This is a genomic window from Bradyrhizobium sp. AZCC 1588 (assembly GCF_036924735.1).
Taxonomy (GTDB): Bacteria; Pseudomonadota; Alphaproteobacteria; order Rhizobiales; family Xanthobacteraceae; genus Bradyrhizobium.
Genome location: NZ_JAZHSC010000001.1, coordinates 5,896,768 through 5,910,904 on the forward strand (window position 1 = coordinate 5,896,768; position 14,137 = coordinate 5,910,904).

Consider the following 14,137-nt stretch of genomic DNA (forward strand, 5'->3'; position numbering starts at 1 on the left):
GTTAGCTCGCAGAGATGCTCAAGGAGAATTTCAGGACGACCGTCGTTCCACCGCCGGGTGTACTCTCGATTGTTACGCCGCCGTTGTGAAGCGCCATGACTTGCGCAACGATAGCGAGCCCAAGTCCGGTGCCTTCACCATCCTGTCGTCGACGGACGAACGGTTCAAGCACCCTGGTTCTGTCCTCAGGTTTGATACCCTGTCCGTGATCGATGACGCGCACCGTCGCAGTCGGATCCACCTCGACCAGGACTCGCTGGCATTGACGAGAATACTGAAGCGCGTTTCGAATGATATTGGAGAGCGCAATGCTGATGGCCTGGTCGGAGCCCTTGGTTCTCACCGGTTCTTCGGGGCCAGAGAATTCAATTTCGATGCCGGAAGATAGGGCCGCTGGGCCGTGGTCAGCGGCGACACGTTTCGTTACGGCGACTAGATCTACTTCCTTGGATTCTACGGGGCTCGATGAGAGCCGCGCCAACTGCAACAGCATCGTTACCGTAGAGGATAGCGACTGAAGATCTGCAACGAGTGCTGCCTTCAATGTCTCATCACCAATATCTTCTAGGCGCGTTCGAGCTCGCGCCAGCGGTGTCCGCAATTCGTGTGCAGCGTTGGAAAGAAAACGCCGCTGCTCGGCAACTGCCGCATCAATGCGCTCCAATGCGCGATTGAAGGCGCTGACCATTGGGATGAGTTCCAGGGGAGCGCTTTGCTCGGGAAGACGTATCCCTTCGCCGGAGCCGTCGATCATTTCGGCAGCCGCCGCGACCCGACGCACCGGCCGCGCGATCAGTATTGGCAGAATTACGACTGCGGCAAGAACCGTTGCGATCAAAAGAACAAGGACGGAACTGGCGATAAAGGGCGGGTCCCTAACCATACTGACTGCGACTTGTATTCCACTATAGGCCGCGCCCCCGACCTCAATAAGGATCTCGCCAGCTTCAGTCTGGTCTGTCGACGATGAGCGAACCAGACGCATCGAGTCGCCACGGGCTTCGTATGCAGAAGAAAGACCTTTATCTCGCCGATCCGCTATGCCTGCCACAAGGTGTTCTGGCGTAGGTCCATACTGCACCACACTGGTACCATCCGAGACAATGTACCAGAATCCAGAAAAATCCCGCTTAAATTCTGAAAGCGTTGGGGTTACTTTCGCAGCTCGCTGGCTATTCGCGTCGACGACGAGCTTGCCGTGTGGATCGCGATAAATGGCTGCCTTGACAGCTCTGGCAGCGTCATATTGTGCCCAACCGCCATCGTCGCCTATGATACTGAAGAGCAGGATGCCGGCGCACAATACTATTACTGTGATGACGACGCTCAACAGCGTAGTGGTCATCAAAGTAATCGAGCGGAGATGGCTCATCGCGGAGCACTCAATAGATACCCGAGACCACGGAGCGATCTGATGGTGGCCTTACACCCACTTTCCTGCAGTCGCCGACGCAAGCGCGAGACATGCGCCTCGATGGCGTTGGACTGAATTTCATCGTCAAAACCATATGCCGCCGCTTCCAACGTATCGCGCAAGACCACTTGGCCCGCCCGGCGCGCAAGCGCTTCCAGTAAAGCGAGCTCGCGCCGAGGAACGATAACGCTCTGGCCATCGACAAACGCCGTCCTCGACATCATGTCGAATGTCAAGTTGGCTACCGTCACTTGGCCCCGTTGATCAAGTTGAAGTCGTCGGATTACTGCCTTGGCGCGCGCGATGAGCTCGATAGGTTCAAAAGGCTTCGCCAAGTAGTCGTCCGCGCCCGCGTCGAGCGCTCGCGCAATATCGTTAGGATCGTCGAGAGCTGTCAAAACGAGTATGCCCGGACGAGGCTGCAACTGCCGCAAGCGTGTAAGCATCTCGACGCCATCGCCGTCTGGCAACCGGCGATCGATCACGATCAGATCAAACTGACGAACTGCAATGGCAGCCAAGGCCTCGTCGAGCGTTGCGACGAGGTCTGCTCCGCCCATCGTGGTCGCAAGGGTTTTCTGCAACCAAGGACCTAACTGTTGGTCATCTTCGACGACTAACGTTCTCAAATCGTTCTCCAGCGGGGGCGCCGAATGCTCAAAAGATGACGGCAACATTACAGCAGGATTACGGTTGTCTGTCGGATCGTGTGCTGCCTGGCGCCCTGGCTGAGCCGCACGGAATAGGTCTCGAAGATACATACTGCTTACCCTCCACGGTTCTACAGCTAATTGCATGGCGTGCTGCACTCGATGGCTCTTCATCGACCAGGGCAGCATTCCGAAATTTCGATAGATCAACCCCGAAAGGGTTTGCCGGTGGCTACGAGCACTTGTTCGACTTAGTCCATAGGCAGCCAACGTTTCCCGCGGGCACGACTTGCGCGTTCGGTCCGCAGGATGCGCGTACCAGATGCTTAGGTCTCGCTCGTGCGATCTTCCCGTTACCAAGTGTCGCGGACACGCCTCAGACAGTACCGAGTTCATCTCACACTGCGACTGATCGATTGCGGACGTATTACGTGGCGCAGACCAACACACGTAATCTAACGGCAATGCTTCGCCGGATAGTGCGGCCGTTGTTGCAGTTGAAGCTGTCCCGGTCACATAGTGCGGAGCTAAAGGAATGACCATAGTAAGCCCCGAGAAGAGCGCACCGTCTGTCTCAGCATCTGGCGCTGATTGCTCAGAATAGTCATGACAACTCGCAATCTTCGTCTCGGACGTCTTATCAGCGTGGGTTTCGCGCTGGTCTTGGTCGCATGCAACGGACAATCGCCTGCAGATAGTCACGGTGAAGCGGCGCGAGACGGTGCCAAAGCGACTGTATCAGTCACAGTAGTCGAGCCCAGTACGGTAACGCTTGTTGATGAGCTGCCGGCCCGCGTCTCGGCATTCCGTACTGCAGAGATTCGAGCGCAGGTCGGTGGAATCGTCGAGAAGCGGCTTTTTGAACAAGGAATGGAAGTCACAGCTGGACAGCCGCTCTTCCAGATCAGTCCGTTGCCTTTCAAGGCTGACGTCGATAGTGCCGTTGCCGCTTTAGAACATGCGGAGGCCGCGCTTATCCGCGAACAAAATCAGTTTGAACGGAAGAAAAAGCTGGTCGAGAGCCTGGCGGTCAGCCGGGAGTCGTATGACGACACGGTCGCCCAACTTGCACAAGCGAAGGCAAATGTCGCAGGCGCGCAGGCGACCTTGCAGCGCCGCCGGATCGAGCTCGATTTCGCGACGATAAGAGCCCCGATTTCCGGAAAAGTTGGACCAGCGCTTGTGAGCGAGGGAGCATTGGTCGCCGCATCCGACGCGAAAACCATGGCGAGCATACAGCAGATTGATCAGGTCTACGTCGACGTGCGTCGGCCCGCTTCACAGATTGATCGGGTGGCTCCGGCCGCACGGTCTGGAGGAGTGGAAGATGCTTCGAAGCTGCCGGTGGCGATCCTCACTGCAGGCGGCAAGCCATATCCAGTGTCGGGACGTGCGCTGTTCTCCGACATCAGCGTTGATCCAACAACCGGCAACGTGGCTGTGCGCGTTCTCGTCGACAATTCGAGCCGGATACTGCTGCCCGGCATGTATGTCCGTGCAAGGGTGCCGCGCGCGATCCGTCATGGGGTTCTGCTTGTGCCGCAACAGGCCGTGGTGCGCAATGCAGATGGCCAGCCGCAGGTCGTCGTCGTCAACGCAGAAAGGCAGGGCGAAGTTCGGAAGGTAGCGGTCGGCGAGATTGTCGACCGTCAGTATATCGTGACAGACGGGCTTAAGTCTGGAGACATCGTCGTTGTCGAGGGCCAGGATCGGGTGAGGGGCGGCGCGACCCTCGAAATCAGGACCGCTTCGAGGTCCGCGGCGTCGATGCAAGACTGAGGCGGAAAGTCGGGCAATGCCGCAGTTTTTCATTGAGCGTCCCGTCTTTGCATGGGTCATCGCGATTTTCATCGCGCTCTCCGGGCTAGTCGCGTTTCCGCAACTGCCAGTCGCTCGTTTTCCTGTGATCGCGCCCCCAAGCGTAAGCATCTCGGCGATCTATCCCGGAGCCACACCGCAGACCATCAATGATAGTGTCATCAGCTTGATCGAGCGGGAGCTGTCGAGCGTCAAGCATCTGCTCTATTTCGAGTCGACTGCCGATACCTCCGGTACAGCCACGATCACAGCGACCTTTCAGCCCGGAACGCCACCCGATCTCGCTCAGGTCGATGTCCAGAATCGCCTTAAAGCGATCGAGCCGCGACTGCCTCAAGCGGTTCGCAGAACCGGTGTTAGCGTCGAGTCTGCCGACGCGAGCTTCCTCATGATCGTTTCGCTGACTGCTGGCGATGGGCGGCATGATGAGCTGGCGCTAGGCGACTATATGACCCGAAACTTGCTCGAGGAATTGAAGCGGCTCCCAGGGGTCGGTCGCGTGCAATCGTTCGGCACCGAACGAGCCATGCGTGTTTGGATCGAGCCCGGCAAGCTCATCTCCTACGGTTTGTCATTGGAAGATGTGACGGCTGCGATTCAAGCGCAGAACGCCCCTGTGGCGCCAGGTCGCGTCGGAGCAGAGCCGGCGGTGGCGGGCCAGAAGGTTGCTGTCCCTTTAGTCGTCGAGGGTCAGCTTCAGACCCAGGAGCAATTTGCCGCGATCATCCTACGTGCAAACCCGGACGGAAGCAGGGTCCTGCTGAGTGATGTTGCACGAGTGGAGCTCGGCGCGCAGAGCCTCAACTTTGCAACGCGCGAGAACGGCAGTCCCGCGGCGGCAGCCGGCATTCAATTGGCTCCTGGCGCCAACGCCGTTCGGACGGCAGATGCTGTGCGCAAGCGGCTGGCCGAGCTTGCCCCCGCGATGCCCCAGGGGATGACCTATTCCGTTTCATATGACACCTCCGCATTCGTGAAAGTATCGATTGAGAAAGTGCTCCATACGCTCCTCGAAGCAATGGTGCTGGTGTTCTTGGTCATGTTCCTATTCCTGCAAAATGTCCGATACACCCTGATACCAGCCATTGTCGCTCCGATCGCCATACTCGGAACGCTTGCGGTCATGTGGGCGATCGGATTTTCGATCAACGTTCTTACGATGTTTGGCATGGTGCTGGCGATCGGGATCATTGTCGATGACGCTATCGTGGTCGTCGAGAATGTTGAGCGCATCATGGCTGGCGAGGGCCTTCCGCCTAAGGAGGCAACACAGAAGGCCATGCGCGAGATCACCGGGGCTGTTATCGGCATCACACTTGTTCTAGCGGCCGTCTTCATTCCGATGGGACTCGCAACGGGCTCCGTTGGCGCAATCTATCGGCAATTCACGGTGTCGATGGCTGTCTCAATCCTGATCTCCGCATTCCTGGCGCTATCATTGACGCCTGCGCTTTGTGCGGCGTTGCTCAAGCCGGCAGGGCAGGGGCGCCACGAGTCCTCGTACTTCTTCCGCTGGTTCAACCGGATACTCGCCAACCTGACGTCCAGCTACGGAGGGTGGGTGTCGAGAATCACCCGGCGCACTGGCCGCGCGATGCTGAGTTACGCCGCCATTGTCGTGGTGCTCGGCTACGCATTCGTCCAACTGCCGTCCTCCTTTGTCCCGGAGGAGGACCAAGGAAGCTTTCTCACGACTTTTCAACTTCCCGCCGATGCGACCGCGGAACGCACACGAGCGGCCATAGATATGTTTGACGGATACATCACCAAACGCCACGCTGTCGACAGAAGTCTCTCGATCATAGGATATGGCTTCAGCGGGTCTGGTCCGAATGTCGCGATTGCGTTCACCACGTTGAAGGACTGGAGCAAGCGCAATGGGCATACCGTGGATCGGGAGGTCGAGAGTGCGACGACGGCCATGACGCGGGTTCCCGAGGGCACCGTGATGAGCCTGAAACCGCCGGCAATCGAAGCGCTGGGAAATACCTCGGGGTTCTCGCTGCGACTGGAGGATCGCGCCAACCGCGGACACGCTGCATTGATGGAGGCGCAGACCAAGCTGATCGAGCTGGCGGCGCAAAGCAAGCTGGTTGTTGGTGTCTATGCTGAAGGCCTGCCGACTGGTCCAAGCGTGACATTAAAGATCGACCGTCAGAAGGCCGAAGCATTCGGAGTGACGTTCGATGCGATCAATCAGGCGCTGACCACCGCGATGGGATCGTTCTATGTCAACGATTTTCCAAATGCCGGTCGCCTTCAACAGGTGATCGTCCAGGCCGACGCGCCCGCGCGCATGCAGGTCGACGATGTGCTGAAACTTCATCTTCGCAATGCAGCCGGCGGCATGATCTCCTTGTCGGAGGTCGTGACGCCCGTTTGGCAGACATCGCCGCTCCAGTTCATCCGGTACAATGGTTATGCCGCTACGCGGATAGCCGGAAACGCCGCGCCTGGCGTGTCCAGTGGCGCAGCCATGGCTGAGATGGAGCGGCTGGCGACGCAGTTGCCGGGCGGATTCGCCGTAGAGTGGACTGGCCAGTCTTTTCAGGAAAAGCAGGCTGGAGCACAGGCACCCATTTTGCTGGCGCTTTCGATATTGGTTGTCTTCCTGGTTCTGGCGGCGCTTTACGAGAGTTGGTCGATTCCACTGTCTGTCATGCTGGTCGTTCCGCTCGGCGTCGTCGGCGCCGTTGCCGCCGCGTTGCTGCGTGGTCAGCCCAATGATGTGTTCTTTACCGTGGGATTGATCACCATTATCGGGCTGTCCGCTAAGAATGCGATCCTCATTGTCGAATTCGCGAAGATGCTGAAGGACGATGGTCGCGGACTGAGGCAGGCGGTTGTGCAGGCCTCTCGTCTGCGCCTGCGGCCAATTCTGATGACATCACTCGCCTTCGCGCTGGGAGTTGTGCCTATGATGCTCGCGCGCGGGGCGAGTTCTGAGACGCAACAGGCGATTGGGACGAGTGTCTTCGGGGGCATGATATCGGCCACAGTCCTCGCGCTGCTCCTAGTGCCGGTCTTCTTTATCGTCGTCATGGACATGGTCCGGCGCTTGGCGCGGCTCCGCAATCGAATGTCGCTCCACCAATCGGCTCCGTTGCGCAGGAGCGAATGAATTGGTTTCCGACAATCGCTTTCAGGTAAATGCCGAACCTGCAGACGGTACCCGTACCAACTGCGGGCCGGCTCGCAAGGCTTGCCCCGCGAGCCGGGCTTCCTCCTTTATCTTTGCTGCGTTCATCGTCCTGTCGCTTGCAGGGTGCGCCGTAGGTCCGGACTACACGACCTCGCAAGTCGGGGTTCCGGCGCGGTGGAACGGCAAGCTGCCGGGGTCTGTCGCTTCGTCTCAGCCCGGACGATGGTGGCGAAGCCTGCGCGATCCAGTGTTGAACACGCTCATCGAGAACGCGGTTGCAGGAAATCTTAATGTGGCGACCGCAATGTTACGTGTGCGCGAGGCGCGAGCCAACTACCGCCAGGTTAGCGCAGGCCTGCTGCCGTCCATCACGGCCACGTCGCTTGCTAGACGGACCCAAATCGGTGGAGTGCCTCTAGGTGGCGCTATCGGCGCTGAAACCGGCATCCTGCCAAGCGGCAGCTATGGAGGCGCCGGCGGTATCAATAATCTTTTCCAGGCTGGTCTCGACGCCAGTTGGGAACTCGACCTCTTCGGAGCAGATCGCCGAAATGCAGAGGCGGCCTGGTATGGCGTCGATGCCGCCGAAGACCAGCTCGATGCCGTCTTGTTGACTCTTATTGGCGATGTCGCACTCAATTACGTAAATTTCCGCGGACACGAAGCGCGAATTTTGCTCGCGCAGCGGACCGCACGGGCGCAACGCGAAACCGCCGCGCTGACCCGGACCAAGCTCGAAGCAGGCGCTGCCTCTGCGGTCGATTTGTCAAACGCCGAGGGAATAGCGAGCAGCACTGAAGCCAACATTCCGACGATCGAGATCCTGCGCGCAAACGCCGTGCATCGGATCGGGATATTGATCGGTAGGGAACCAGCTGCTGTTGTCAATTTGCTAGGGAAAGCGGCTCCGATTCCCTCGCCTCGGCTGCCCATTGCCGCGGGAATACCGGCCAATGTCTTACTTTCGCGGCCCGATGTCCGGCTTGCCGAACGCTTACTTGCACAGGCGACAGCACGGATCGGCCGGGCGGAAGCAGCACGTTATCCGAGCGTCAGACTAGCCGGCAATATCGCCACGTCCGGAACAGAAATCGGCGATCTCGCCAAGGCTTCGTCGATCGGCTGGTCGTTCGGTCCAACCGTGAGCGTACCGGTTTTCAATGCCGGCGCGCTGGTCGCTGCCGTCGACGCTGCTGGCGCGCGGCGGGACCAACAATTCCTAGTTTATCAAAGCGCAGTTCTGACTGCGCTGGAAGACGTCGAGAACGCAATTGTCGCGTTTGCCAAGGATCAAGCCAGAATCAGGAAGCTCACGGCGTCGGTATCCTCATATCGTGAAGCGGCAAATCTATCGCGATCGCTCTATCAGACAGGTTCCGCAAGCTTTTTGAACGTCCTCGATGCTCAACGATCGCTCTATGGCGCGGAAGAAGCCTTACTTCAAACTCGGATGGCATTCGCAGCCGATTATATTGCATTAGGCAAGGCGCTCGGAGGCGGCTGGGACGGCGGAATTGATGTTTCGCGCCCAGAAATCATGGACGCAAATACAGGCCCGCATATGCCATCGCCTTGGTCAGCATCATCGCGACCAAACAGACAATGAGTCTAATCGTCGTGCGTCGTGATCTTAAGTCCCTGGAGGGGTCGTTTTGGTCGTTAGAGAGACCGAACCACTGTGTAAGCGGCTTGCCAGACGACACCTACCGAGCAGTTTCACGAAGGAGACATGACCAGATGGGCTGTAACGCTATCCATCATGCGTGCTTGACCAGGTTTTGACCGAACACAAGTACGGCGGTCGTCCTCACCCCCTGGATCGCTGTAAGCCTGCTGCAACCGAGGCGGGCGATGAACGTCTTCATGAACAGGAGGCGCTGCGCAGCCGGTGCGAGCGGGGCCGCGCGTTATGTCGGCATCGCGGTTGGTTCTCCTCGAGCGTTCACGTCTGACCGCTGTCGGCGTGCTGGGCTGAACTGCAACCGCTTTAAAGTCTGCAAAATCGCCCGATGCCGGACTTGGGTCAAGCCACGCTCACGGTTGCGTTTAACCTGCCTCGCTTGGGCTGGAAGGCCAGTGCAGGCTCCCGTTAGATGGGCAGATCAAGAGCAGACGGCGTAATCATGCTGCAAGCTGGCCCTTATAGATCTGCATCCCCGGGGTTGGTGGCATTGTAGTCACGGACGGGGTCTCATGATGCCAAGGCTGAATTTGCTTGCACTAGCGACGTTTGCGGCACTCGGTGTCACCGCACTGTCGGTATCAGTTCCGGGTCCACCGCTTCAGGTGCCACCCCAAACCCTTGGCGAGACCAACAAGATCAATCTAAATAGCGCGCCAGCGGAGGAGCTGGCCCGCCTTCCTCGTCTCGGAAGCGATAGCGTGTCGGCAATTATCGAGAAGCGAAAGAACAATCCGTTCAAAGACTGGGACGACTTCGTTGCTCGCAGGCTCGTTCCGTCCTTCTCCCTGAAAGAGATTAGGGATCGTGTAACGTTCTAATCAGATTGAGATCGTCGTACTTCGTAGGTGTGGGTTCAGGTGGAAGTGTGTTCGTCTGGTAGACTGAGCACCGATGGCCAGATGTTTCAGCGAACTCAACAAGGCATTCCAGATCATGCCGGCGTCAGGATACGGTCAAGTATAGCCCATATCCCCGAAGATATTGCGTGATCGCCGGAGTGAGCGGATCTCAACGCTGATACGGCAGTCAAGTGAGTGACGAAGAGTAGGCGCCCCTTCAAACATCAATCGTCTTGAGGCCGAGCTGAGGCGTTCACGGGCTTTGGATCGGCATCTCGTGCCAAAGTGCCCCGCGGCACCACCATGAATGCCACAACGGTTCGAACAACGCCGGGCATACCGAACAACCGGGACTGAAGCGTAAGCTTACGGGTGATAACAGTGTGGTCTTTGGTCATGCGCTGCATCTCGTCTATGCAATCGGACTGGTGCTCGAAACATAAGGCTGCCCAACCGTTCTCCAGCGCTATACCGCGGGGCAGTTCCAGCGCGTACTGATATGCAACAGGCCGGCCATAGTGCGGATGGTCAGGACTGTAGAAGGCGGTCGCAAGTCCGAGGCTGTCATTTCCTCCAATGACGGTGAGGCGGCTTCCTGTCAATGCGCGCCACTGGCGGGTAAGCTCTTTTGCTGCCCGATGATAGAAATTCCGGTCTTCCTTGTAGCCGCATCTATTGCGATAGATCGCATGGACAGGAGCTGCAACGATGACCGCGGTCGCAGCAATTGCGGCAACAAGGACCGTTGCATTCACCGTGTAGAATCGTTCGATTGGATAGCTCGTGCTGCACACGATGACGACGGCGAACAGGAACAGTCCTTGCAGCGCCCACAAAGACGGCAGGTCTGTTCTCATCAACAGGGCCACAGCGATCGGCAGCCCGATCGTACCGATGGCGATGAACCCAAGGAGAACAAGGTTTGGACTCATGGCGGCAAGTTCACGGGGCATGCGCTTTAGGCGATATCCAGCGATCATTATCCAGGTGACCGCGGAAACGCCCATGGCGGCGGCAAGACCCAGCAGGAACGCGGCGGCATCACGCAATGAGGTCAATGCATCGACGCCGGCGTGTGTCAGTGCATGATGGACGGGCGCAGCGCCCGTGGTGGCGAGCCAGTACAGATGTGGCGATAGCGCGACCGAGCCGACAGCGACGGAAATCCAGGGCGAAGCGGACAAGAGATAGGCCCGGCGATGCGGATGGGCAATCGCGGCAAACGCAAAACTCGCGATCAGAAAGACGGAGTAATACTTTCCCAATATGGTGAGCGCCGCCGACAATCCCGCCGCAATAGCCCAAAAGGCCTTCTTCGTTTCAAATGCCCGCAGGAAGCAGTAGGTCGCAAGCGGCCAGGTCGCTAGCAAGACTGTATTGGCATTGAAGCGCTGAGCATGAAACTGGTAGGCGGGCGTCAGCATCAAGAGGAGGAGCACGATCAGCCGTTTGTGTCCGACGACCAGGCGCTTTGAAATCCGGTCGACAAACCAAAGCCCCAAGGCCGCGTTAGTCATCGCCATCAGCTGCAGCGACCAATCGGTCAAGGGGAATACGGTCGTCCAGGCACGGGTGACCCAGCCCATCAAGGGTGGATGCTTGGGATTACCCCATGCAAGGGTTCTCCCGAACGTCCAGGTTTCCAGCACGTCTGGGTGAAGCCCAGCGCCCAGGTATGAGATCGACAGATACGCCATCCAGACAGCGACAAAGCAAACGAGCAGTAGCGGAATGGACCATCCCGCCTCGACCCCATCCAGCCATTGGATCAAGGGGCGGCGCCACGGCGCCGGGCAACGATCCGACCGTTTTGCCGCCGCCCGGAATGAAAAATCTATAAACATGCCATCTATTGGAAAGTTAGTCCGCTAACAGCGCGGATGTTGGGAAACGCGGCTTGTGCGCGGATGAGCGAGAAGACGTGCTCGTCTCGTCACGGGGGAGGCGGCCGCCGAGCCGGGTCTCTGGCCGACGCAAGTTTCTTTGGTCATGTCTGATGTTCTCGCCCCTCGCGGTGGGGGCCAGCCGATCTTGCGCCCCTGGGGCCGGCATGATCGTCAGGACCATTACAGAAGCCTGACGTGCTGGATTTATCTGCGGCGCTCCTGGCGGCTCACGAGCTCAGCGGAAGCGTCGTGGTAGCTTAAATGATTGACGCGGTCAGAGCCGTAATACGATTGCAATGATTGCGGTCGAGAAGCCCGTTCATGCGAATCTATGAAAATCCGAAGAGCGCCGCTCGATGTGCTGATCGATCCGATCATCACAAACGAATTGGGCATCCAGCCCGTTGATAGTCCGGTACTTCGCCATTTACCCGTCTCAAGAACCCCGGATCATCTCTTCAGGCCGCCTGTCAAAACGTCAGGAAAATCTAGCGATGTGTATTCCGCTCGTACTGGCGATACAGCTTGAGCTGCTACGCGAAGAATTGGCGGGCGTGCGTCGCATGCGACTGAATGTTGGCCAGGCCAGAATTGTGACCCAGCTCAAGGAGCTGCTCTTGCTGGTCAGTTCAAGCGCCGAACTGGAAAGTGCTAGCGAACGCACCTTTGCGGCATGTTGCCAACTGTTTGAGACGATAAGGCAAGAAGATCTGCCAGGCCTGCGCGAAAGCAGTCGGATCTGGGCGGCCAGGCAGCGTGCGATCGAGGCCGTCGCTGAATTGGAGAAAACTCTTCGTTTTGCGCGCCCAAGCGTTGAGGCTCGGAGATTAGGTCTGGATTGGCCAGTGGAAGAAACAGTCCGGCGGAGTTGCGGGTAGGTGGAAAACACTTCGTTTGGCTCCGAGGATGGTCACGGCTGTGGAGGCAATCGAACCGGGTCACACGCGCCTTGCGCCCTCGAACGGGCGAACGCTTGCCGACATCGCGGGTGTGCGCTCCGATCGGGCGGCGATAAGGCTTGCGGTCAACGAACAGAAGGTCGCTTTCCGACGGCCGGGCCAAGCCGACAAGGGCAGTGGCGCTGCCCGGCACGGCTTTGGGTGCAAGCCCGTTGTCTTGGCAGCGAGGATGTTTGCGCACAGGGTGACGCGTCGTGAAAAGATCAGACGACATCTTTCAGGAGTTTGTGGATTCGATCGTGACCGCACGCGATGATCAGGACTTTGAGCGCGTCGCCGCACGCGCTGCGGCACGACTCGGCTTTCGCTGGTTTGCTTATTTGAAGGTCGTTGACGGCGCGCCGAAGCTGATTTCCTCATACCCCAAGTCCTGGACAAGTCGATATTTTGATCTGCACTACGAGCGACTTGACCCCATCGTGCAGAGGGCGCGCCTTGATCACGACCCGTTCGGCTGGACGAGCGGCGTGGCTGTGCCACAAGGCACAAAGGATCAGCGCAGATTCTTCGAGGAAGCCGCGTCATTCGGCATTCAAGGCGGAGTGACTATCCCGATTCGCGGCGGTTTTGGCGGCATCGCGGCCTTCACGCTGGCCAGCGATGATCGCGGCTTGCGTCCCGAGTGCCTGATCGCGAACTCAAAGGACATATTGCACCTGGTCGGATTGTACTTTCATGCGCATCTCGCCGCCCGGCAATCCCGGCAGGCGCCACTCGCCGAACCGGTTTTGAGTCCGCGAGAACGGCAATGCATCGCTTGGTCGGCGCGAGGCAAGACCGCCTCGGACACCGCGGTGCTGATGGGGATCTCGCCCCGCACCGTGACGTTTCATCTGGAGAACGCCCGGCGCAAGCTGGACGCAGCCTCGATTGCACAATGCGTTGCCGAGGCGCTTCGTCGTCGCTTGCTGACCTAATCTGTCGTTCCGACTGACGGCACTGATGAACACGGCTTGATATGCCACCCGGCGGCGGAGCAATTTGCCGAAATTTCCTCAAATTTCGGTTTTCGCCGGCAACCCTGTAAAAAAGCACAGGCGCTGCGACCCACGGTTTCTGCTGTTGTGACGACCTCCCGATTCAACCGGAGGTGACATGCTCGCTACAGCTCTCGACCAGAACTCATTCGGAAAGCATGTCGGTTTGCTTGCCGACATGTACCGGCTGCGCCGGATTGTCTTCAAGGATCGGCTGGATTGGTCCGTCGCGGTTTCCGGCGATATGGAGATCGATCTCTTCGACGCGCTCAATCCGACGTATCTTCTTGTGCTATCTCAAGACGGCGGTGTCGTTGGCAGTGTCAGGCTGTTGCCGACGGCCGGCCCGACGATGCTTGCGGACACGTTTCCGCTTCTGTTGGGTGATCGCCCCATGCCACGGAGCGACAAAATCCTCGAAAGCTCCAGATTTTGTGTGGATACGAAGCGGGCGCCGCAACTTGCGGCGAACGGCATCAACCGCGCGACCATCATGCTGTTTGCCGCGATGATCGAAAGCCTGAGAGCGAAAAATGCCGCCAGCATCGTAACCGTCACAGACGTTCGAATGGAGCGGATACTGCGCCGCGCGGGATGGCCACTCGAGCGGCTGGGACCGCCACACCGGATCGGACAGACAACAGCGCTGGCCGGCTATCTGCACGCCTCGGAGGCGGCTTTGCAGACGCTCTATCAGGCCGCGGGGCTCGTGGGACCAGTGCTCGTTCCGGTTACGTCCGTTCGGGCTGCCGCGTGACACCGTCGCAT

At 58.6% G+C, this 14,137-nt stretch carries 10 protein-coding genes; 7 read left to right on the plus strand and 3 right to left on the minus strand.

Going from position 1 to position 14,137, the window contains the following annotated elements; translation table 11 throughout:
* Position 1: 1 nt before the first annotated feature.
* Both V1277_RS27385 and V1277_RS27390 read right to left on the minus strand, forming a co-directional pair.
* The gene (locus V1277_RS27385) at positions 2 to 1,345 is read right to left on the minus strand and encodes a sensor histidine kinase (protein WP_334418983.1); all 1,344 of its coding nucleotides are present in this window, start codon (positions 1,343 to 1,345) and stop codon (positions 2 to 4) included.
* Positions 1,346 to 1,368: 23 nt separating this feature from the next.
* Positions 1,369 to 2,043, minus strand: a complete 675-nt coding sequence (locus tag V1277_RS27390; RefSeq protein ID WP_334418984.1) for a response regulator transcription factor — start codon at positions 2,041 to 2,043, stop codon at positions 1,369 to 1,371.
* Positions 2,044 to 2,670: 627 nt separating this feature from the next.
* Here V1277_RS27390 and V1277_RS27395 point away from each other — a divergent pair.
* The 4 genes from V1277_RS27395 (at position 2,671) to V1277_RS27410 (ending at position 9,526) form a co-directional block, all read left to right on the plus strand.
* The gene (locus V1277_RS27395; protein ID WP_334418985.1) at positions 2,671 to 3,843 is read left to right on the plus strand and encodes an efflux RND transporter periplasmic adaptor subunit; all 1,173 of its coding nucleotides are present in this window, start codon (positions 2,671 to 2,673) and stop codon (positions 3,841 to 3,843) included.
* Positions 3,844 to 3,859: 16 nt separating this feature from the next.
* Positions 3,860 to 7,003: a multidrug efflux RND transporter permease subunit gene (locus V1277_RS27400; protein ID WP_334418986.1), complete on the plus strand. Its 3,144-nt coding sequence runs from the start codon at positions 3,860 to 3,862 to the stop codon at positions 7,001 to 7,003.
* Position 7,004: 1 nt separating this feature from the next.
* Entirely contained in the window at positions 7,005 to 8,630 is a 1,626-nt protein-coding gene (locus V1277_RS27405) for an efflux transporter outer membrane subunit (protein ID WP_334418987.1), read from the plus strand.
* A gap of 587 nt (positions 8,631 to 9,217) precedes the next feature.
* Positions 9,218 to 9,526 (plus strand): ComEA family DNA-binding protein, encoded by a 309-nt coding sequence (locus V1277_RS27410; protein ID WP_334418988.1) that lies wholly within the window; start codon positions 9,218 to 9,220, stop codon positions 9,524 to 9,526.
* A gap of 245 nt (positions 9,527 to 9,771) precedes the next feature.
* Here V1277_RS27410 and V1277_RS27415 read toward each other — a convergent pair whose 3' ends face one another.
* Positions 9,772 to 11,391, minus strand: a complete 1,620-nt coding sequence (locus tag V1277_RS27415; RefSeq protein ID WP_334418989.1) for a glycosyltransferase family 39 protein — start codon at positions 11,389 to 11,391, stop codon at positions 9,772 to 9,774.
* A gap of 536 nt (positions 11,392 to 11,927) precedes the next feature.
* Here V1277_RS27415 and V1277_RS27420 point away from each other — a divergent pair.
* The 3 genes from V1277_RS27420 (at position 11,928) to V1277_RS27430 (ending at position 14,126) form a co-directional block, all read left to right on the plus strand.
* The gene (locus tag V1277_RS27420; protein WP_334418990.1) at positions 11,928 to 12,311 is read left to right on the plus strand and encodes a hypothetical protein; all 384 of its coding nucleotides are present in this window, start codon (positions 11,928 to 11,930) and stop codon (positions 12,309 to 12,311) included.
* A gap of 308 nt (positions 12,312 to 12,619) precedes the next feature.
* Entirely contained in the window at positions 12,620 to 13,309 is a 690-nt protein-coding gene (locus V1277_RS27425; protein ID WP_334418991.1) for an autoinducer binding domain-containing protein, read from the plus strand.
* 178 nt (positions 13,310 to 13,487) lie between these two features.
* A complete protein-coding gene (locus V1277_RS27430) occupies positions 13,488 to 14,126 on the plus strand; it encodes an acyl-homoserine-lactone synthase (protein ID WP_334418992.1) in 639 nt (212 codons plus the stop codon).
* The last annotated feature ends 11 nt before the right edge of the window (positions 14,127 to 14,137 follow it).